Consider the following 19,598-nt stretch of genomic DNA (forward strand, 5'->3'; position numbering starts at 1 on the left):
ACACAAAATACATGACTGCCCCGAAAGCAAATGCTTCCGGGGCCGCTTCGCGTGCCTGTCGTGCCCCAAGATTTACCGTCTGCGCGGATTGGTCGGCAGGACCAGTCCCGAATGGCTTCATGCCAGTGTCGGAAGCTGGTCGAGATGCTTGTCAAGAGTCAGCGGATAGTCGCGCAACCGCACCCCGGTGGCGTTGTAGACCGCATTGGCGACAGCAGCGCCGACGCCGCACAGGCCAAGCTCGCCGATGCCCTTGGCCTTCATCGGGTTGGCCTTTTCATCGGCCTCATCGAGGAAGATCACATCCTGATGCGGGATGTCGGCGTGAACCGGCACCTCGTAGCTGGCCAGATCATGATTGATGAACAGCCCGAACCGGCTGTCGACCGCAAGCTCCTCCATCAGCGCCGAGCCGACACCCATCGTCATCGCGCCGATCACCTGGCTGCGCGCGGTGCGCGGATTGATGATCCGTCCGGCGGCGCACACCGCCAGCATCCGCCGCAGCCGTGTCGCGCCGGTGTAGACATCGACTCCGACCTCGACGAAGTGCGCGCCAAAGGTCGACAGCTGCCAGGTCTTGCCGAGATCGCCGAACTCGATCTTGTCTTCGGCGACAAGCTCGCCATCGGCAGCCGCCTGCGACAGGTCCACCGAACGGGTGCCACTTGTCACCTTGCCGCCTTCGAACACCGTATCGGTCGGTGCAAAGCCAAGCCGCCCGGCAATCGCCTCGCGCAGTTTGACGCAGGCCGCATAAACGCCGGCGGTGGCGTTGGCAGCACCGAACTGTCCGCCCGATCCGGCCGAAACCGGCAACGCCGAGCTGCCCAGCTTCACCTCGACCGCATCGATAGGCACGCCCATCATTTCTGCGGCAGTCTGCGCGATGATCGTGTAGCTGCCCGTGCCGATGTCGGTCATGTCGGTTTCGACCGTCACCACGCCATCACGGCCCAGCCGGACGCGCGCGCCCGATGTGCGGTTGATATGGTTCCGGAAGGCCGAGGCGACGCCCATTCCGACCAGCCAACGACCGTCGCGCACGGTGCCGGGGGTCGCTTTGCGGCGTGACCAGCCGAACTGCTCTGCGCCTTCAGTCAGGCAGCGAACCAGCTGACGCTGCGAGAAGCGCCGTTCGGGGTCGGCAGGATCGACCTGCGTGTCGTTCTTGGCCCTAAACGCGATCGGGTCCATCCCGAGCTTTTCGGCCATTTCGTCCATCGCGACTTCAAGCGCCATCATGCCGGGAGCCTCGCCCGGCGCACGCATCGCGTTGCCTTCGGGAAGGTCGAGCACCGCCAGCCGCATCGACGTCAGCCGGTTGGCGCCAGCATACAGCAACTGCGTCTGCAGCACCGCGGTTTCGGGGCCGCCTTCGGGCTGATCGCCCGAACCGCTTTGATGCGCGATGGCGGTGATCGTCCCGTCTTCGGTCGCGCCGATACGGATCCGCTGGCGCGTGGCAGGGCGGTGGGTGGCGTTATTGGCCATCATCGGCCGGCTCATCGCAAGCTTGACCGGGCGTCCGGCTGCCTTCGCGCCGAGCGCGGCGAGCACCGCATCGGTGCGCAGGAACAGCTTGCCGCCAAAACCGCCGCCGACATAAGGCGAGAGCAACGTGATCTTTTCCTTGGGCATGCCCAGCGTCTTGGCGAGGTCCGAATGGCCCCAGTTGATCATCTGGTTCGACGTCCACACGGTCAACGCATCGCCATCCCACGCGGCCATCGAGGCGAATGGCTCCATCATCGCGTGGCTGTGACCGGGCGTGCTGTATTCGGCATCGAGCTTGACCGGCGCCGCATCGAATGCGGTTTCGAAATCGCCCACGCGATCCTCGCCCTTGCCGGGCTTGTCGGCATCGGTCAGCGGCGCGGTCTTCAAGGCAGCGTCAAGATCGAAGCGGCCCTTGGTGCGGGTGTAATCGACGCGAACCAGACCTGCTGCTGCGCGTGCCTGCTCGAAGGTTTCTGCCACCACGACCGCGATCGCTTGATGGTAATGATCGACCTGCGGCCCGCCAAGCAGCTTGACCGTGTTGAAATTGCCCTTGCCAAGCGGACCGGCATCGGCCGCAGTCACGACCGCGATCACGCCCGGCGCGGCCTTGGCGGCGGCGGTGTCGAGTGTGTCAATACGGCCCTTGGCGATGGCGGACCCGACAATATAGCCATAAGCGACGTTCTCGATCTCGCGGTGGTGCTCATAGGCATAAGGTGCAAGACCGGTGGTCTTGAGGGCGCCATCGATGCGGGGATGGGCGCGGCCCACGGCCTTCATCTGGTCGATCGGGTTGGTACCGGCGGGGGTGTCGAACTTCATGGTTTATGCCTTCGCTTCAGCAAGGACCGCAGCCAGCGCGCGCGTGGCGAGCGGCAGCTTGAATGCGTTGTCCTTGGTCGGGGTGGCGCCCTGGAACGCCCGTTCGGTCACCGCAGCCGCGCCGCGCGGCAGCAGCGCGTCAGCCTCTTCGACGCGCCATGGCTTGGGGGCCAAACCGCCAAAGGCAACGCGGCCTGTTCCATCGGACTGGATCACCGCTGCGACCGAGACCAGAGCATAAGCATAGGACGCGCGGTCGCGGACCTTCTCGTAAAAGTGCCTTCCACCCAGTGGCTTGGGCAAGGTGACCGCAGTGATCAGTTCGCCCTGGCGCAGCACCGTGTCGCGCTCGGGGGTGTCGCCCCACAGCCGGTGGAAGTCGGCAATCGGGATCGACCTGCTCTGACCTTCGCCATCGATGGTCTCGATGACCGCATCGAGCACCCGCATTGCTACCGCCATGTCACCCGGAAACGTTGCGATGCATGATTCGCTGATACCGATGACGCCCCACTGGCGCGAATATCCGCCGATGGCGGCGCAGCCAGAGCCGGGCTTGCGCTTGTTGCAGACCATGTTGGTGTCGTAGAAATAGGGGCAACGGGTGCGCTGGAGCAGGTTGCCTGCGGTCGAGGCCTTGTTGCGCAGCTGACCCGAAGCGCCCGCGACGATCGCGCGGGTCAGCACGCCATAATCGCGGCGGATAAGCGCGTCGGCGGCCAGGTTCGTGTTGGTCACCAGCGCGCCGATTCGCAGCCCGCCCTCGGGGGTGGCCTCGATCTTGTCGAAGCCCAGGTCCTGGACATCGACCAGATGGGTGGGAACCTCGACCTCGATCTTCATCAGGTCGAGCAGGTTGGTGCCGCCTGCGATGAACTTAGCCGATGGATTGGTTGCAACCGCGCGTGCTGCCGCTACTGCATCCTTGGCGCGCTCGTAGGTAAAGGCTCTCATGCTTTTGCTCCGGCGACGTCTGCCATGGCTTCGGCAATGTTCGAATAGGCGCCGCAGCGGCAAATGTTGCCGCTCATCCGTTCGCGCATTTCCGCATTCGTCGCCTGGGGTCTTGCCGTCAGGTCGTCCTGGACATGGCTGGGTATGCCGCGCTCGATCTCGTCGAGCACCGCGACCGCCGAGCAGATCTGCCCCGGAGTGCAATAGCCGCACTGGAAGCCGTCATGTTTGACAAATGCCGCCTGCATCGGGTGCAATTTGTCCGGCGTGCCGAGGCCCTCGATCGTGGTGATGGCATCGCCTTCGTGCATCACCGCAAGGGTGAGGCACGCGTTGATCCGCACGCCATCGACGATGACGGTGCACGCGCCGCACTGGCCATGGTCGCAGCCCTTCTTGGTGCCGGTCAGCTGCAGATGTTCGCGCAGCGCATCGAGCAGCGTGGTGCGCGGGTCGAGGCTGAGTGCGCGCTCCTTGCCATTGACCGTGAAGCGAACCGGAAGCAATTCGATAGCGGCTGCCTTTGCTGGCTGGGCCGTCGCGGTTCCAACCGGTGCCGCAACGGCAACGGCGGTTGCAGCGCTGCCGGCCAGAAGTCCGCGGCGCGAAAGGTCGGTTGGGGATATGCCGGACATGAACCTGATTTTCCTTGCTGCCGGACCACGCGTCCGTGGCACCGGTGTGATCTGTCTGTTCATGGTCTACGCATCTAACGCCCGGCTGGCCAGTTCGGATCTTGCAAGTTGCTCGGCAAAAGCGCTCTGGATCGGTTATCATCCGGCGCACTTGCGGCTATTGCACGTCGAAGCATCACACGGGCCCTGCGAGCGCGATCACGTCTATTTCCACCATCAGCTCGGGCAAAGCGAGCGCGCGGACCTCGACCACCGTGTCCGCGGGCCAGGGCGGGGTGAAATACTGCCGCCGAGCTTCGACGATGTGCGGGAAGTTCGCCATATCGGTGAGATAGATCGTGACCTTGATGATCGCGCTGCGGTCGCTGCCACCGGCTGCCAGCACGCGGTCGATCGCGGCGAAGGTCGCCTTTAGCTGGGCGTCGAAATCGCCCGCGCCGACAATGGCGCCTTGCTCATCGATCGCCGCCTGCCCCGACAGGAACAGAAATCCGCCGGCCTTCCAGCCCGGCGAGATGGCATAGGCACCCAGCGGATCGGGCGACATGGTGATGACGGATGCGTCTGCGGGCATGACAGCGGGCCTTTCGTGATCTATCCTGGGGACACTTTGAAAACCCCTTGTAACCCAAACCGGACACGCTGCGAATGACGGGCATGATTGCCGCCATGGATCCTGCCGATCCCAGCTCTCCGGCTGAACACACCCCGCCTGCGCTTGAGGCTGCGCACACCCATGCGCTCACCACACGGGTGTGGCACTGGGTCAATCTGGTCGCATTGATCAGCCTGTTCATGAGCGGGCTGATGATCTTCAACGCGCACCCCCGGTTGTACTGGGGCGAGTATGGCAACCGCGACGAGCCCGCCTGGCTGGCGATCGGCGCGCAGGGCCAGCAAGGTTTCCTGAAGGTTGCAGGACAGCAGCTCGACACGACAGGTGTGCTGGGTCGCTACAGCGATTCCGATGGCATGACCCGTAACCGTGCCTTTCCCGGCTGGGTGACGATCCCCAGCGACTACAATCTGGCCGATGCGCGGCACTGGCACTTCTTCTTCGCGTGGATTTTCGCGTTCGGGCTGCTGGTGTTCATGGCCGTCAGCCTGCTCAATGGCCATATCCGCCGCATGATCGCGATGCGGCGCGCCGAATGGCATCCGCGGACGCTTTGGACGACCATCGTCGACCATGTCCGGCTCAAGTTCCACACCGCGCCGGGCGAAGCCTATAACCCGCTGCAGAAGCTGAGCTACATCGCGGTTATCTTCATCGCGCTGCCGCTGATGATCGTCACGGGTCTTGCGATGGCGCCGGGAACCGATGCTGCGCTGCATTGGCCGAGCATGCTGTTCGGCGGGCGGCAATCGGCGCGCTCGCTGCATTTCATCCTCGCATTTGCGCTGGCAGGGTTTCTCGTGGTGCATGTCGTGCTGGTGATCATCCACAAGCCGCTGATGCTGCTGCGCGGCATGACGATAGGCAACCGCGCATGACCGATCGGCCGCAATCGAATATCCTCACCCGCCGTGCGCTGGTCGGCTCGCTCGGGCTTGCCGCAGGCGGGCTATTGAGCGGGTGCGATGCGCTCAACGCCAATCCGGGCTGGCGCGAAACGCTGCGGCTGGCAGAGAACGGCAACATGGCGATCCAGCGGGCGATGCTCGGCCGGGACGGACTGGCCCGCGAATATGCGCCGCGCGATATCAGCCGGTCGGTGCCCGCCAATGGGACGCGCACCCCGGCGGACGCCGACTATATGCGCCAGGCGGCGAGCGGGTTTTCGGACTGGACGCTCAGCATCGATGGCCTGGTCGAACGCCCCACCCGCTTTGCGCTGGGCCAGATCCGATCGATGCCGCGCCAGACCCAGATCACCCGGCACGATTGCGTCGAAGGCTGGAGCGCGATCGGCAAGTGGACCGGGGTCAACCTTGCCGCGCTGCTCGACGCCGTGAAGGTCCGCGAATCCGCACGTTATCTGGTGTTCCATTGCGCCGATACGCTTCGCGCGGGGCCCTATTACGAGAGCATCGACATGGTCGATGCGCGGCACCCGCAGACGATGATCGCCTGGGCGCTCAACGATGAACTGCTGCCCATCGGCAACGGCGCGCCGTTGCGGCTGCGGGTCGAGCGGCAACTGGGCTACAAGCACGCAAAATACGTCCGCCGGATCGAAGCGGTTTCCGACTACCGCCTCGCTTATGGTGGCGGCGGGGGATACTGGGAAGACGCTGCGGGTTATGAATGGTATGCAGGCATCTGACTGACTTGGGTTCGAAGGGCAGCGCACGATGGCATTGATCGACCGCTTTCTGGGCAGGCTTATCCGGCGCGGAACATTGCAGCTGACCGATCATCGCGGCGCGGTTCACACCTTCGGCGCGCCCGAGCCTGGCTTTCCTGATATCGCCGTCCGGCTGGCCGATGCCGATGTGGCGCGCTTCATTGCGCTGCGCCCGCGGCTGGGCGCAGGCGAGGCCTATATGGATGGCCGGCTGATCATCGAACAGGGCGACATCATGGGCCTGATCGCGCTGGTGCGGGCCAATGCTCCGTGGGACAAGGGCGGCGAGCTCAAGCCACGCGGGCCGTTGCGCAAAGCGTTGAAGACGATCGGCGGACGGCTGGGCCAGCTCAATTCGGCGCGCACCTCGCAGCGCAACGTTGCGCACCATTATGATCTGGATGACAGGCTGTACGACCTGTTTCTGGATGCCGACAAGCAATACAGCTGCGCCTATTTCACCGACCCTGCCAACAGCCTCGAACAGGCGCAGGCCGACAAGAAGGCGCATATCGCGGCCAAGCTGGCGCTGAGCCCGGGGCAACGGGTGCTCGATATCGGCTGCGGCTGGGGGGGCATGGCGCTGTATCTCAACCGCGTCGCCGATGTCGATGTGCTTGGTATCACGCTGTCGCAGGAGCAGTTGAAGATCGCCCGCGAGCGCGCCGAGGCGGCAGGCGTTGCCGACCGGGTGCGGTTCGAGCTGATCGATTATCGCCAGCTCACCGGCAGTTTCGACCGCATCGTATCGGTCGGCATGTTTGAGCATGTCGGCGCGCCGCAGTTCGAGACCTTCTTTCGCCACTGCCGCAGCCTGCTGGCCGAAGACGGGGTGATGCTGCTCCACACCATCGGACGGATGGGCGTTCCGGGCAGCACCGATGCGTTCACCACCAAATACATCTTTCCCGGCGGCTATATCCCGGCGCTCAGCGAGATCGTCCGGGCAAGCGAGCCATCGCGGCTGATCGTCACCGATGTCGAGACGCTGCGGCTGCATTACGCGCACACGTTGCGGCTGTGGTATCAGCGCACGGTCGAGAAGCGGGCGCAGATCGAGGCGCTGTACGATGCGCGCTTCTTCCGGATGTGGACCTTCTATCTGGCAGGCGCGACCGCCGCGTTCGAACATGGCGGCATGTGCAATTATCAGGTGCAGTTTGCGCGCAATCGCAAGGCTTTGCCGATCACCCGCGATTACATGGCGGTGGCCGAGAGCGATTACCGCTCAGGCTGAGAACCAGCCCACCCCGTCGCGCAAGGTGCACTTGGCGCGGCCAGCGCATTCCAGATAGCGTAGATGCGCCAGCGCCTCGCCGGTGGCGATGCCATAGACGCTGTCATCGACCGCGCGCGCAAACAGGATCCCGAAGGTATCGACCGCGCGCATTTCGCGCTGCTTCAATGCAGCCTCGAGCACGTTCAGCCGGTCGATATGTCCATCGCGCAACGCATCGAGCCTGGCATGCACCCCGGTGAACGGAAAGCCGTGCGCAGGCAGGATCAGCTCGTCACCGGTCAGCGTGCTGCGGAACTTGGCGATGCTGTCGAGCCATTCGCGCAGCGGATCGGCATGCGGTTCGCTGGTCATCACCGAGACGTTCGAGGTGATCCGCGGCAGGATCTGGTCACCGGCTATCACCACCTGGCCTGTGCGGTCGACCAGACAGGCGTGCTCGGGCGTGTGCCCGCCGCCGGTCATCACCGTCCAGGTGCGCGCACCGATGGTGACATCGGCGCCGTCATCGAGCCGGGTGTGGCTGATCGGGACCTCGGAGACCATCCGTGCAAAATTGCCCCAGCCCTTGAGGCGCATCTGTTCAACCCGCGCATCGTCCCAGCCCGCCATCCGCATCTGGTCGAGTGCTTCTGCCGGCGGCTCGGCGCGCACATCGGAGGTCAGCATCCGCGCCATCAGCCATTCGGTGCGGTTCATCCACAGCCCGACCCCGAACCTGCGGCATAGCCATCCGGCGGCACCGACATGATCGGGATGGAAATGGGTGACGAACACGCGGGTGATCCGCCGTCCCTGAAGTCCGCCGGCGAACAGCTGTTTCCACGCGTCGGTCGACGCCGGCATATACAGCCCGGTATCGACGATCGCGACACCTTCGCCCTGATCGTCGGAATCATCGAGCAGCCAGATGTTGATATGATCGAGCGACCCGGGGACCGGCAGCCGGGTCCAGCCCAGGCCGGGCGCAATGGCGAAATATTCGCCGTAACCGGGCGCATGATCGCCCAGCGGATAGGTCAGCCCCCGGAACTCCTTGGGTTCCAGGCCATGATCGGCAAGCGATGCATCATAGGCAGGCGGCCCGGCGCGATTCGCCAGTCCGCCGGGGGCCTGATCGTCCATCAGGCGTTGTCGCCTTCGGGCTCGCTTTCGGTACCGCCCAGCAGCGCCGATTCGATCTCGGCTTCGCGTGCGGCGTCTTCGGCGGCCTTGTTCGCGGCGGTACGCTCGGCGCGCAGCTCCTCGATCAGGGCTTCGCGGTCACCGCCCAGACGGGTATCGGTCGGGGCTTCCTCGACAATACCCGCCTTCTTCGCGGCCTTGGCGACGATGGCATCGAGCTCACGCTGCGAGCACAGGCCCAGGGTCACCGGATCCTTGGGCTGGATGTTCGAGATGTTCCAGTGGCTGCGATCGCGTATCGCGGCGATGGTGTTGCGCGTGGTGCCGATCAGCTTGCCGATCTGCGCATCGGAGATTTCCGAATGGTTGCGCAGGATCCAGGCGATGCCATCGGGCTTGTCCTGGCGCTTGGATACCGGCGTGTAGCGCGGGCCCTTGGTGCGGCGGACCTGCGCGGGGCCGGTCTGGATCTTGAGGCGGTATTCGGGATCGTCCTGACCCTTCTCGATTTCCGAGAGCAGCAGCTCGCCTGCGCGCACCGGATCGCGGCCGGTGTACTTGGAGCTGGCGAGGTCATCGGCCATCGCCTGGACTTCCAGGATGTGCAGGCCGCAGAAATCGGCGATCTGTTCGAAGCTGAGGCCGGTATTGTCGACCATCCAGGATGCGGTGGCGTGCGGCATCAGCGGCTGGGGGTTGGCAGACATGCGCGTTTCTCCAAAAAATATGGCCACCCCTCGCGGGGTGGCCGTGTAACAGGCAGCCTATATGACAAAGTTGCGCCGGGAGCAAGCACGGTGCCTCAATGAGGCGTGTTTGCCCTTGGTGTTGTTGCACAAGCAGCCGTAACGGTCAGGCCAGCGGGTTTAGCGCGCGGGCGCGGCGGCGCTGCTCGGCTGCCTTCTCGGCCATGTTGCTGGCCTGATAGATGTCGGCAGCAGTGCTGTGCAGATCGGGGGTCCGCCAGGGCGAGGCAAGCACCTGCTCGATCATCACCCGGGCCTCGGTCACCCGGCCGTTGCCGAGCAGCGCACGCGCAAGCGCGATCTTGGCCTCGCCATAGGGGCGCGCCTGATGGTTGCGCTGCGCCAGCCGCAGGGCGCAGGGCCAGTCTTCCCGGGCGACGCAATGGTCGATCGCATGGCCATAAGTCGCTTGCGGAAACTGCTTGAGCCGTTTCGACCAGATCTTCGCCGCGCGCGCATAGAGCCGCCGCGCCTCGGCGGCATCGCCGCGCGCCTGCGCGATCCCTGCCAGCGCATCGATGAATTCGGGATGCCCGGTGCGGCGGACGATATCGCGGTACAGGGCTTCGGCCTCAGCGGTCTTGCCCTGGAGATTGAGCACTTCGGCGATGTGCTCCTCGATCAGCCAGCGCCCCGGAAACAGCGCGTCGGCCTTCTCGAAGTGGCGCATCGCCTCGTTCAGCCTGCCCGAATCCAGATCGAGGATACCGCGCTGCAGCTCCATGTACGACCGGGTCTGCGGGGTGGCCGAGCGATAGGCGCGTTCGGCTTCGACGAAATAGGCATCGGCTGCCTCGACATCGCCCGTGCGCGCGGCAAAGATTGCCCGGCGAAAGCTTGCCGAGCCGGGCACCAGCGCATCGGCTTGGTCATAGCCGGCCAGAGCGGCCTGATAGTTGCCGCTGTAAAAGGCGATATCGCCACGCATCGCGGCAATCTCGGCGCGGTCGCCCGGATCGGGCGGGACGGCATATTGGTCGGTCGCGGCAAGCTGCGCCTCTGCCTGTGGCAAACGGTGCATGCTGAAGTCGAGCGCGGCCTGCATCAGATGCGGACCGCTGCCTTGTACCGCCACCCTGAACGCGGTGCCGAGCGCCTGTTGCGCGGCAGCGTAATCGGCATACGATCCGGAGATCTGCGCCCGCGCCAGCAGCTCGCTGGCGTGAATTTCGTGCATCAGCCACTGGTCCGGCGCCGCGCGGGCAGCCTCGCCCGCATTGGCGATGGCCAGCTCGGCGCGCTTTAGCGCCTCGGCATAGGACCGCGGCGGGCCACTGCCCGAAAACGGTGAATCCTCCCAGACATAGGTTTCAGGCGCGGTGTCATCACTGCCGATGCGGGCTGTTACCCACAACGCGCCGATGACCACCGCCGCCATGATCCACCATTTCATCGCCGAAAGCGTGGGCATCAGCGGCGATGGGTTCATTTGGGCTGGCGGCATCTCAGTTCGGTCTGGCGCACAGGCTGAGCCCAAGCCGGGTGAAATCATCGGCCAGCGCGTTGGTCAGGATCGTCAGCGTACCCGACAGTTCGGGGACCCATTTGCCGGTCGCATCGATCGTCGGGGTGTCGTCGTTATAGCTGTTCTTGTTGGGATTGCCCGAAATCAGCGCGGTCGACACCGCAGGCATCCCCGCGCGGTCGACACGCGTATACGCCGATGGCGGGTCGGTGCGGAACGTGAAATTGGTGCCCGTGCCGCCCGATGTCGGTGGAGCGCCCAGCGGTGGGGCGAGGAACGGGAAGGTGTCGGGCAGCGGCTGATCGACCGCATTGGGGTTGACCGGAAGCGACGCGAACAAGGTTGCAGGATGCCGTGTGAGATCGAGGAAGATCACCGCCAGCGTCACGTCAACGACAGGGTCCAGGTATCGCCGGCCATTGGGAAAGCCTGCAGGCTGGTTGAGGTCCATCTGCAACACGTCGGGGACCACCAGATTGGCGACCGTCCGCCCTGGGACGACGGTCTGGTTGAGGCAGGGGCCGACGTCGAAACTGGTTGGAACCGGAGTTGGCGTGGGTGTGGGGGTTGGCGTTGGTGTCGGGGCGACCGTGACCGGTGGAACGACGATGGGGTTCTCGGCCGGATCGTTGCTGCCACATCCGGCGAGCAGCGCGGGCAGGACCAGAGCGGGCAGGGCCAGGAAGGCGGCGAGCGTGCGGGTCGAATGACGCTGGGTCATGGCACTCAACTCCTGATCCGTGCGGACGATGTCCAGATGTCGAGCGGCTGGCCGCGGTCGATCAGTCCACGCGGGATCGCGATGATGACGAAGGTCGAATTGAGATTGGCGAACCGGTTGCGCGTGTTGCTGAACGACAGGTTGCCGGTCGCCCGCGAATCGCGCAGCCCTTGCGGATCGAAGTTGAACGGATCGTCGAACACTCCGGCGCGCACGGTAATGCCGTTGTTGGTGGTGAGATTGCGCTCGACCGGACCGCGCAGCGGGCTTGCGCCTGGCAGATTGCGCACCTCGATCCCCGGATTGACACCGTCGCGGCCAAACCGGATCTCGATCGGGAATTCTATGTCGGTGCGGGTGCCGGTGTTCGATACGTTGATGGTGTAGAGCACATCGGGATCATAGAACCCGGGAAGATTGGTGGCCGAAGGTCCGCCAAAGCCGATCGCCAGATAAACGTTGGCCACATCGTGAAAGGCATAAAGATCGGCGATGTCGGCTGCGATATCGAAACCGACCGTGTTGGTGTCCGAACCTGTCCGCGCTGGCGGATCGAAGTGATCGGCGGCATTGAGTGCCTGGTGTCCGGCAACGGTCACGGCTCCTGCCGTGAGCGCGCAGGGCAGAGCCACCTGGAATAACCATTTCGTGCGCATATTCGCCCCCTGTTTTCGAAGAAAAACTGTGTGGGCGACCCGGTGATTACTCTACGGCAAACGGGCCTGCTTGCCAAATGCTATCTGGCTGATCAGGCGGCCAGTGCCACCGGTCCGGTGATCGGGACCAGCGCGCTGAGAAACTGGCCGGTGCTGGCCTCCCAGGTGAAGCTGCGGCCCGCTGTGGTGCAGGTTTGCCGGTCGAGCGTCAGCGCACCTGCAATCGCGTGGGTGAGATCATCGTCCATCACGCCCGACTGCGCGGTCAGGACATCGAGCGGACCCGACACCGGATAGGCGGCAACTGGCGTGCCGCACGCCATCGCTTCGATCATGACAAGGCCGAAGGTGTCGGTGCGGCTGGGGAAGACGAACACATCGGCGCCGGCATAAAAGCCAGCCAGTGCCGCGCCCGATTGTGCGCCGACGAAATGCGCGTCCGGATAGGCACGGGCCAGTGCTTCGCGCGCCGGGCCGTCGCCCACCACCACCTTTGATCCGGGATGGTCGCTGGCCAGAAACGCCTCGATGTTCTTTTCCACCGCGACACGCCCGACATACAATTGGATCGGACCGGGTAGCCTGGCATACACGGCAGGCGGCGGGGCAGATGGGCTGAAGCAGTCAAGGTCGACGCCGCGGCCCCAATGCAGTACCTGGCGCAGCCCCTGTTCGCGCAACTGCTGGCGCACGGTCTCGGTCGAGACCAGGATGCCGGCAGCTGGCGCGTGGAACCAGCGGATGAACGGCCAGAACATCGCGGCGGGCAAGCCGGTGCGTCGCGCGAGATAATCGGGAAACTGGGTGTGATAGGCGGTGGTAAAGGGATAGCCGTGATCGAGGCAGAACCTTCGCGCGGCAATTCCCAGCGGACCTTCGGTGGCGATATGCACCGCATCGGGCGCGAAATCATCCAGCCGCGCACCAACGCCATGCCGCGTTACCAGCGCCAGCCGGATTTCCGGGTATGAGGGGCAGGGGATCGAGGTGTACTGGTCGGGCGAGATCACCAGCACATCGTGGCCCAGCGCGCGCAGCCGCGCGGTCACCGCGCTCAGCGTTCGTACCACGCCGTTGACCTGCGGCGCCCAGGCATCGGTGACGATCGCGATTTTCATCGTTCTGCTTGGGATCAGGCGCGCCATCGTCACGCCGCCTGGGGCTGCAGCGCGCCGACCGCCTGCAGTTCGGCCTCGGCAGCCTGGCGTTCCTTCATGATGTCGGCCCAGTGCAGCACCTCCATCCGCCCGTCGAAATGCTCGACCAGTGCCGTGCAGCCTTCGACCCAGTCGCCGTCATTATAGTATTCGACCCCGCCGATGGTCCGGATCTCGGCGGTGTGGATGTGCCCGCAGACCACGCCATCAACCCCGCGCTCGGATGCCGCGCGCGCGACCAGTTCTTCGAACCGCGAGATGAACTCTATCGCGTTCTTGACCTTGTGCTTGGCCATCTTGGAAAGCGACCAATAGGACAGGCCCAGCCGCCGGCGGACCCAGTTGACCCACAGGTTCATGCCCATCAGCGCGCCGTACAGCGAATCGCCGACGAACGCGAGCCAGCGGTGCGCCAGCATGATGGTATCGAATTCGTCGCCGTGCAGCACCATCAGCCGCCTGCCATCGGCGGTCTCGTGGAACGCTGCGCGGCGAATTTCGACCCCGCCGAAGTTCAGCCCGGTGAACTGGCGGAACATCTCGTCATGGTTGCCCGGGATATAGACGATCCGCGTTCCGCGCTTGGCGCGCTTCAATATGCGCCAGACGATGTCGTTGTGCGCGGGCGGCCAGTAGAATTTCTTCTTCAGTCGCCAGCCATCGATGATGTCGCCGACCAGATACATCGTGTCGCTGTCGACATGGTCGAGGAAGTCGATGAGCATCGCCGCATTGCAGCCCTTGGTCCCCAGGTGCACATCCGAGATCCAGATCGTGCGATACCGCCGCCGCGCCTCGAGCGGGGGTTCGGGGGTGTAGGGCTGGCCATCGGGGAATCCCGTGACGTTGGTAAAGTCGCTGTTGCCATGACCATCGATCAGCGCGCTGATCTGGTCGCTGAAGTCGTCCAGTGCCATGCCGGTTCATGCTCCCGTGCGGAAATCTTTTCCCTCGGGACCACGCCAATGGGCGTCTAATGTGACATCTGGAATCGCATAGCGATGACGGCTTTGTGACAACCGGGCATCGCGTGGTTGAAATCGGGACAGGTTTTCAACCGATTTCGAGCACGATCTTGCCGATTAGATCCCCCGATTCCATCTGCGCATGCGCCCTGGCTGCGTGCGCGAGCGGATAGCGGCTGTGGATGATCGGGGCGAGTTCGCCGGTCGCGACCAACGGCCAGACCTCGCGGGAAATCTCGTCGGCGAGCAGCGCCTTGAAGCTGTTGGAACGCGGGCGCAGCGTCGATCCGGTGAGTGTCAGGCGTCGGCGCATGATCTCGAGCACCGAGATGTCCGCGGTCATTCCGCCCTGCACCGCGATCGTGACATTGCGCCCGTCATCGGCAAGGCAGGCCATGTTGCGCGGCAAATAGCTGCCGCCGACCATGTCGAGCACGATCTCGACGCCCTTGCCGCCGGTCAGTTTTTTGACCTCCTCGACAAAATCATGCGTCTTATAATTAATTGCATGCGCAGCGCCGATTTTCAGCGCGGCTTCGCATTTGTCGTCGCTACCGCAGGTGACAATCACCTTGAGATCGAACAATTTGCCCAGCATGATCGCCATCGATCCGATACCGCTGGTGCCGCCGTGCACCAGCACCGTCTCGCCATCGCGCGCATAGGCGCGCTGAAACAGGTTGTGCCAGACGGTAAACAGCGTCTCGGGCAGGGCTGCAGCCTGCGCCATGCTGATGCCCGAAGGAATGGTCAGGCAATGGTCGGTGCGTGCGATGCAATACTGCGCATAGCCGCCTCCTGCGACCAGCGCGCACACCGGCTGGCCGATCATCGCGTCATCGGTATGGGGACCAACCGCAACCACGGTTCCGGCGATTTCAAGCCCCGGAATGTGCGGCGCACCCGGCGGGGGTGGGTAGAAGCCCTGGCGTTGGATGACGTCGGGGCGGTTGACGCCTGCGGCCGCGACCCGCACCAGCAATTCGCCCTGGCCCGGCACCGGGACCGGCATCTCGCCTGCCACCAGCACCTCCGGCCCGCCAGGCTCGGCATAGTCGATGGCCTGCATGACCGATGGAATTACCGTGACGGCTGTCAAAACAGACATCCCCCCTTGCCCCTTATTCGCGTGCAGCCAGTAGACCGACGCGACCTCTTATTGACAGCAAGCGCCCTTGGGTCAACAACAAGCTCCGATGGAACCCGATGAGAGCCTTTCCCGGCTGCGCGCCGATGCTGCCCAGAAACTGGGCAGCGAGGACATTGACGCCTATTCGGTGGACGAGCTCGATGCCCGTATAGCCTTGTGCCGCGCCGAGATGGCGCGCTGCGAAGCGCGCAAGGCTTTTGCGACCCGCCACCGCGCCAGCGCAGAGGCGCTGTTCCGCAAGAGCTGATGCCACTGGCGCGCGCCGCGCCGGTCGAAAGCAATCCCGCCGCGCTCGCCCGCGCTCAGCCCGTGGCAGCATCTGGCATGGTCTTTGCTGTGAATATTCTCGATCCGGGGGTTGCGCCCGGGTGGATTTGGCGAGACACTCGCCTATATTGAATGATGAAAAGCGCCCCGGAGTGAAGTTGGGGCAATGGCAATGAGGCGCTTGACCAAAGAGGCCCGGCTCTGTTCCCGGGCACATTGATTGAAAGGCCGGGCCTCCCGTCCGGCGCGGAGTATCGCTGATATGCCATCCTTTGCCGAATCCCTTGAAAAAACGCTGCATCAGGCCCTGCACAATGCCGCCGATCGCCGCCATGAATACGCCACGCTGGAGCACCTTCTGCTCGCGCTGATCGACGATGCCGATGCTGCGCAGGTGATGCAGGCCTGTGGTGTCGATGTTGGCGAGCTGGGCGATGCCGTGACGCATTATCTCGACAACGAGCTCGACTCGCTCAAGGTCGCCGAAAAGACCGATCCTGCGCCCACCTCGGGCTTCCAGCGTGTGGTCCAGCGCGCCATCCTCCACGTCCAGTCGTCGGGCAAGGATGTCGTCACCGGCGCCAACGTGCTGGTTGCGCTGTTCTCCGAGCGCGAGAGCTATGCGGTCTACTTCCTGCAGCAGCAGGACATGAGCCGCCTCGATGCGGTCAGCTATATCAGCCACGGTATCGGCAAGGGAGGCCAGTCGGTCGAGCCCCGCAATGCACGCGGCAATGAAGAGCCGCAGGAAGAAAAACAGGATACCTCGGGCAAGCAGAAGAAGGACAGTGCGCTCGACCAGTTCACCGTCAACCTCAATGCGCGCGCCGAAGCTGGCAAGATCGATCCGCTGATCGGGCGTGGTCCCGAGGTCGATCGCACAATTCAGATCCTGTGCCGCCGTTCGAAGAACAATCCGCTGTACGTGGGTGATCCCGGCGTCGGCAAGACCGCGATCGCCGAGGGACTGGCGCGCAAGATCGTCGAGGGCGATGTGCCTGAGGTGCTCGAAAAGGCGGTGATCTATTCGCTCGACATGGGCGCGCTGCTCGCCGGCACCCGTTATCGCGGCGATTTCGAGGAGCGGCTGAAGCAGGTCGTGTCCGAGCTCGAAAAGATGCCGCACGCGGTGCTGTTCATCGACGAAATCCACACCGTGATCGGCGCCGGTGCCACCAGTGGCGGCGCGATGGACGCATCGAACCTCTTGAAGCCCGCTTTGTCCGGCGGCACGATCCGCTGCATCGGCTCGACCACCTACAAGGAGTTCCGCAACCACTTCGAAAAGGACCGCGCCTTGCTGCGCCGGTTCCAGAAGATCGACGTCAACGAGCCGACGATCGAGGATACGATCAAGATCCTCAAGGGTCTGCGCAGCGCGTTCGAGGATCACCACAAGGTCAAGTACACGCCTGAGGCGATCAAGACTGCGGTCGAACTGTCCGCGCGCTACATCAACGACCGCAAGCTGCCCGACAAGGCGATCGACGTGATCGACGAAGTGGGCGCGATGCAGATGCTGGTGCCGCCCAACAAGCGGCGCAAGATCATCACCGCGCGCGAGATCGAAAGCGTGATCGCGACGATGGCACGCATTCCCGCCAAGTCGGTGTCGAAGGACGACAAGAAGGTGCTCGAGCATCTCGACCGCGATTTGAAGCGGGTCGTGTTCGGCCAGAACGCCGCGATCGAGGTGCTGTCCAGCGCGATCAAGCTGAGCCGCGCGGGCCTGCGCGATCCCGACAAGCCGATCGGCAACTATCTGTTCTCCGGCCCCACCGGCGTCGGCAAGACCGAGGTGGCCCGGCAGCTTGCCAGCATCATGGGCATTCCGCTGCAGCGCTTCGACATGTCGGAGTATATGGAGCGGCACTCGGTCTCGCGCCTCATCGGTGCGCCTCCAGGCTATGTCGGCTATGATCAGGGCGGTCTGCTCACCGATGCGATCGACCAGCAGCCGCATTGCGTGCTGTTGCTTGACGAGATCGAGAAGGCGCATCCCGATCTGTTCAACATCCTGCTGCAGGTGATGGACAACGGCAAGCTGACCGATCACCACGGCAAGACGGTCGATTTCCGCAATGTCGTGCTGATCATGACCACCAATGCGGGCGCTGCCGATATGGCGCGCGAAGGCATCGGTTTTGGCGATGTCAGCCGCGAGGACGCGTCGGACGAGGCGGTGAAGAAGATGTTCACCCCCGAATTCCGCAACCGTCTCGATGCGGTGGTGCCGTTTGCCTATCTGGGTACCGAAGTCGTGGCGCGGGTGGTGGACAAGTTCATCCTCCAGCTCGAGCTGCAGTTGGCCGAACAGAACGTCCACATCCGTCTCGACCAGGCGGCCCGCGACTGGCTGTGCGAGCGTGGCTATGATCGCTTGTATGGCGCGCGTCCGATGGCGCGGCTGATCCAGGAGAAGATCAAGCAGCCGCTCGCCGAGGAACTGCTGTTCGGCAAACTGGTGCAGGGCGGTGAGGTCAACGTCCACATGAAGGATGGCACGATGGCCTTCGAAATCGTCCCCGCGCCGCCCAAGGCACCCAAGGCCAGAAAGCCGCGTACGGCCAAAAAGGCCAGCGACACCAAGGCGGATTGATAATAAGGCCCGGTTGGCACAAGCTGACCGGGCCTTTTTCCATGAACACCTTCTCGCTTACTTTCACTGCCGAACCGCAGCACATTGACGAGCTCGATCACGTCAACAATGCTGTCTGGGTGCAGTGGCTGCAGGAGCTGTCGGTCGCGCATTGGCAGGCCGCCGCCGATCCTGCGCATGTCGATGCGTATTTCTGGGTGATCGTCCGGCACGAAATCGATTATCGCGGTAATATCAAGCTGGGCGAGCAGGCCGTGGGACGCACCTGGGTCCCCGGCACCCCCAAAGGCGCACGCTTTGCCCGGCATGCGGTGTTTGCCGACGCGAATGGCCGCGACATCGTCAGCGCGGTCTCGACCTGGGCGATGCTCGACAAGGTGACGGGGCGGCCTGCGCGGGTCACTGCGGATATTGTCGCGGCGTTTCAGGACTGATCTCGCCACCCCCGCGCAGGCGGGGGTCCCGCTTCCTCTTTACCGTCAACGAAAAAGCGGGATTCCCGCGTTCGCGGGAATGACGACGAAGGTAATGGAACGGAGCCTACCGCCCCGCCATTTCCTTCACCCGTGCCAGATACGTCCGCCCCACGCGCAGTTCGCTGCCATCGGCAAGGCACGCGAACCATACGCCGCCGCCATTGTGGCGCAGCGAGGTGATGTAATCGTTGCGCACGATATGCGAGCGGTGCAGCCGGACGAAACGCGCCGGATCGAGCCGTTCTTCCAGCGTCTTGATCGTCTCGTGCATCAGATAGCTTCGTGTGCCGACATGCAGCCGCATATAATCGCGCTCGGCATCGATCCGCTCGATCAGATCGGCATCGATCCGCTTCAGTTCGGAGCGGTGCGGCACCCAGAATTCGCGGACCCAGGTCTGGCTCTGTGGGGGCTCGGGCGGGGCAGGGTTGGCGAGCACGAAGTTGCGCCGCTCGAGCACCCGGGCGACCGCGCGTTCGAGCCGGTCGGTGGCGACGGGCTTGAGCAGATAGTCGATCGCTGCCAGATCGAACGCCTCGACCGCAAACGCCTGGTACGCGGTGACGAAGATGATCGCAGGCGTCTGGTCCATCTTGCCCAGTGCGCGCGCCACACCCATGCCATCGAGCCGGGGCATGTTGATGTCGAGAAAGACCAATTCGGGGCGCAATTGTTCGGCGAGGCGCAGTGCGGACTCGCCATCGCTTGCGGTGCCGACAAGGCTGATCCCGCTCAGACGTGCGCAGAGCAGTTGCAATCTCTCGACCGCGAGCGGCTCGTCATCGACGATCAGGGTGCGCAACGGCGTGTCGGCGATAGCTTCGGACATCGA

General features: G+C 64.1%; 19 protein-coding genes. 6 read left to right on the forward strand and 13 right to left on the reverse strand.

The window, feature by feature from the left end; all coding sequences use genetic code 11:
* Window positions 1-117 precede the first annotated feature (117 nt).
* The 4 genes from paoC to IEW00_RS13495 all read right to left on the reverse strand — a co-directional run bounded on the left by paoC (window position 118) and on the right by IEW00_RS13495 (window position 4,488).
* A complete protein-coding gene (gene paoC, locus IEW00_RS13480) occupies window positions 118-2,325 on the reverse strand; it encodes an aldehyde oxidoreductase molybdenum-binding subunit PaoC (protein WP_188514954.1) in 2,208 nt (735 codons plus the stop codon).
* 3 nt (window positions 2,326-2,328) lie between these two features.
* On the reverse strand, window positions 2,329-3,279 hold the full coding sequence (locus IEW00_RS13485) for an FAD binding domain-containing protein (protein WP_188514955.1): 951 nt from the start codon (window positions 3,277-3,279) through the stop codon (window positions 2,329-2,331).
* Window positions 3,276-3,914, reverse strand: coding sequence for an aldehyde dehydrogenase iron-sulfur subunit PaoA (paoA, locus tag IEW00_RS13490; RefSeq protein ID WP_188514956.1), 639 nt, complete (start codon window positions 3,912-3,914; stop codon window positions 3,276-3,278). The genes IEW00_RS13485 and paoA overlap by 4 nt, the downstream gene beginning before the upstream one ends.
* 175 nt (window positions 3,915-4,089) lie before the next feature.
* Window positions 4,090-4,488, reverse strand: coding sequence for a RidA family protein (locus tag IEW00_RS13495; RefSeq protein ID WP_188514957.1), 399 nt, complete (start codon window positions 4,486-4,488; stop codon window positions 4,090-4,092).
* Between the two features lie 74 nt (window positions 4,489-4,562).
* Here IEW00_RS13495 and IEW00_RS13500 point away from each other — a divergent pair, with 74 nt between their 5' ends.
* Genes IEW00_RS13500 through IEW00_RS13510 form a run of 3 tightly spaced genes read left to right on the forward strand, consistent with a single transcriptional unit; the run spans window position 4,563 to window position 7,439 of the window.
* A complete protein-coding gene (locus IEW00_RS13500; RefSeq protein WP_188514958.1) occupies window positions 4,563-5,408 on the forward strand; it encodes a cytochrome b/b6 domain-containing protein in 846 nt (281 codons plus the stop codon).
* On the forward strand, window positions 5,405-6,181 hold the full coding sequence (locus IEW00_RS13505; RefSeq protein ID WP_188514959.1) for a molybdopterin-dependent oxidoreductase: 777 nt from the start codon (window positions 5,405-5,407) through the stop codon (window positions 6,179-6,181). Before IEW00_RS13500 ends, IEW00_RS13505 begins: the two co-directional genes overlap by 4 nt.
* A gap of 28 nt (window positions 6,182-6,209) precedes the next feature.
* Window positions 6,210-7,439, forward strand: a complete 1,230-nt coding sequence (locus IEW00_RS13510; RefSeq protein ID WP_188514960.1) for an SAM-dependent methyltransferase — start codon at window positions 6,210-6,212, stop codon at window positions 7,437-7,439.
* Here IEW00_RS13510 and IEW00_RS13515 read toward each other — a convergent pair.
* The 8 genes from IEW00_RS13515 to IEW00_RS13550 all read right to left on the reverse strand — a co-directional run bounded on the left by IEW00_RS13515 (window position 7,431) and on the right by IEW00_RS13550 (window position 15,382).
* Window positions 7,431-8,564: an MBL fold metallo-hydrolase gene (locus IEW00_RS13515; protein WP_188514961.1), complete on the reverse strand. Its 1,134-nt coding sequence runs from the start codon at window positions 8,562-8,564 to the stop codon at window positions 7,431-7,433. The genes IEW00_RS13510 and IEW00_RS13515 overlap by 9 nt on opposite strands.
* Window positions 8,564-9,271: a DUF1013 domain-containing protein gene (locus IEW00_RS13520; RefSeq protein ID WP_188514962.1), complete on the reverse strand. Its 708-nt coding sequence runs from the start codon at window positions 9,269-9,271 to the stop codon at window positions 8,564-8,566. The genes IEW00_RS13515 and IEW00_RS13520 overlap by 1 nt, the downstream gene beginning before the upstream one ends.
* 145 nt (window positions 9,272-9,416) lie before the next feature.
* Window positions 9,417-10,721, reverse strand: a complete 1,305-nt coding sequence (locus IEW00_RS13525; RefSeq protein WP_229737042.1) for a tetratricopeptide repeat protein — start codon at window positions 10,719-10,721, stop codon at window positions 9,417-9,419.
* Window positions 10,722-10,755: 34 nt separating this feature from the next.
* A complete protein-coding gene (locus IEW00_RS13530) occupies window positions 10,756-11,496 on the reverse strand; it encodes a DUF4331 family protein (RefSeq protein ID WP_188514963.1) in 741 nt (246 codons plus the stop codon).
* 5 nt (window positions 11,497-11,501) lie between these two features.
* Entirely contained in the window at window positions 11,502-12,095 is a 594-nt protein-coding gene (locus IEW00_RS13535; protein WP_229737043.1) for a DUF4331 domain-containing protein, read from the reverse strand.
* Window positions 12,096-12,244: 149 nt separating this feature from the next.
* On the reverse strand, window positions 12,245-13,270 hold the full coding sequence (locus IEW00_RS13540; protein WP_188515214.1) for a glycosyltransferase family 4 protein: 1,026 nt from the start codon (window positions 13,268-13,270) through the stop codon (window positions 12,245-12,247).
* Window positions 13,271-13,299: 29 nt separating this feature from the next.
* The gene (locus tag IEW00_RS13545; protein WP_188514965.1) at window positions 13,300-14,226 is read right to left on the reverse strand and encodes a UDP-2,3-diacylglucosamine diphosphatase; all 927 of its coding nucleotides are present in this window, start codon (window positions 14,224-14,226) and stop codon (window positions 13,300-13,302) included.
* Between the two features lie 136 nt (window positions 14,227-14,362).
* Window positions 14,363-15,382: an NAD(P)H-quinone oxidoreductase gene (locus IEW00_RS13550; protein WP_229737044.1), complete on the reverse strand. Its 1,020-nt coding sequence runs from the start codon at window positions 15,380-15,382 to the stop codon at window positions 14,363-14,365.
* Window positions 15,383-15,470: 88 nt separating this feature from the next.
* On the opposite strand from IEW00_RS13550, the gene IEW00_RS13555 reads away from it, so the two are divergent.
* From IEW00_RS13555 to IEW00_RS13565, 3 genes are all read left to right on the forward strand, one after another.
* Window positions 15,471-15,671, forward strand: coding sequence for a DUF1192 domain-containing protein (locus IEW00_RS13555; RefSeq protein WP_188514966.1), 201 nt, complete (start codon window positions 15,471-15,473; stop codon window positions 15,669-15,671).
* A gap of 282 nt (window positions 15,672-15,953) precedes the next feature.
* The gene (gene clpA, locus IEW00_RS13560; RefSeq protein WP_188514967.1) at window positions 15,954-18,290 is read left to right on the forward strand and encodes an ATP-dependent Clp protease ATP-binding subunit ClpA; all 2,337 of its coding nucleotides are present in this window, start codon (window positions 15,954-15,956) and stop codon (window positions 18,288-18,290) included.
* A 41-nt stretch (window positions 18,291-18,331) separates the two neighbouring features.
* Entirely contained in the window at window positions 18,332-18,724 is a 393-nt protein-coding gene (locus tag IEW00_RS13565) for an acyl-CoA thioesterase (protein WP_188514968.1), read from the forward strand.
* A gap of 106 nt (window positions 18,725-18,830) precedes the next feature.
* Here the strand turns inward: IEW00_RS13565 and IEW00_RS13570 are convergent, their stop codons facing one another.
* Complete coding sequence (locus IEW00_RS13570) at window positions 18,831-19,595, reverse strand: LytR/AlgR family response regulator transcription factor (RefSeq protein WP_188514969.1); 765 nt, start codon at window positions 19,593-19,595, stop codon at window positions 18,831-18,833.
* Window positions 19,596-19,598 lie beyond the last annotated feature (3 nt).

It is taken from the genome of Blastomonas aquatica, assembly GCF_014639875.1.
GTDB lineage: Bacteria > Pseudomonadota > Alphaproteobacteria > Sphingomonadales > Sphingomonadaceae > Blastomonas > Blastomonas aquatica.

Coding starts and splice junctions, on each gene's coding strand:
- paoC (WP_188514954.1), bottom strand. CDS start 2,325: ATGAAGTTCGACACCCCCGCCGGTACCAACCCGATCGACCAGATGAAG.
- IEW00_RS13485 (WP_188514955.1), bottom strand. CDS start 3,279: ATGAGAGCCTTTACCTACGAGCGCGCCAAGGATGCAGTAGCGGCAGCA.
- paoA (WP_188514956.1), bottom strand. CDS start 3,914: ATGTCCGGCATATCCCCAACCGACCTTTCGCGCCGCGGACTTCTGGCC.
- IEW00_RS13495 (WP_188514957.1), bottom strand. CDS start 4,488: ATGCCCGCAGACGCATCCGTCATCACCATGTCGCCCGATCCGCTGGGT.
- IEW00_RS13500 (WP_188514958.1), top strand. CDS start 4,563: ATGACGGGCATGATTGCCGCCATGGATCCTGCCGATCCCAGCTCTCCG.
- IEW00_RS13505 (WP_188514959.1), top strand. CDS start 5,405: ATGACCGATCGGCCGCAATCGAATATCCTCACCCGCCGTGCGCTGGTC.
- IEW00_RS13510 (WP_188514960.1), top strand. CDS start 6,210: ATGGCATTGATCGACCGCTTTCTGGGCAGGCTTATCCGGCGCGGAACA.
- IEW00_RS13515 (WP_188514961.1), bottom strand. CDS start 8,564: ATGGACGATCAGGCCCCCGGCGGACTGGCGAATCGCGCCGGGCCGCCT.
- IEW00_RS13520 (WP_188514962.1), bottom strand. CDS start 9,271: ATGTCTGCCAACCCCCAGCCGCTGATGCCGCACGCCACCGCATCCTGG.
- IEW00_RS13525 (WP_229737042.1), bottom strand. CDS start 10,721: ATGCCCACGCTTTCGGCGATGAAATGGTGGATCATGGCGGCGGTGGTC.
- IEW00_RS13530 (WP_188514963.1), bottom strand. CDS start 11,496: ATGACCCAGCGTCATTCGACCCGCACGCTCGCCGCCTTCCTGGCCCTG.
- IEW00_RS13540 (WP_188515214.1), bottom strand. CDS start 13,270: ATGAAAATCGCGATCGTCACCGATGCCTGGGCGCCGCAGGTCAACGGC.
- IEW00_RS13545 (WP_188514965.1), bottom strand. CDS start 14,226: ATGGCACTGGACGACTTCAGCGACCAGATCAGCGCGCTGATCGATGGT.
- IEW00_RS13550 (WP_229737044.1), bottom strand. CDS start 15,382: ATGTCTGTTTTGACAGCCGTCACGGTAATTCCATCGGTCATGCAGGCC.
- IEW00_RS13555 (WP_188514966.1), top strand. CDS start 15,471: ATGGAACCCGATGAGAGCCTTTCCCGGCTGCGCGCCGATGCTGCCCAG.
- clpA (WP_188514967.1), top strand. CDS start 15,954: ATGCCATCCTTTGCCGAATCCCTTGAAAAAACGCTGCATCAGGCCCTG.
- IEW00_RS13565 (WP_188514968.1), top strand. CDS start 18,332: ATGAACACCTTCTCGCTTACTTTCACTGCCGAACCGCAGCACATTGAC.
- IEW00_RS13570 (WP_188514969.1), bottom strand. CDS start 19,595: ATGTCCGAAGCTATCGCCGACACGCCGTTGCGCACCCTGATCGTCGAT.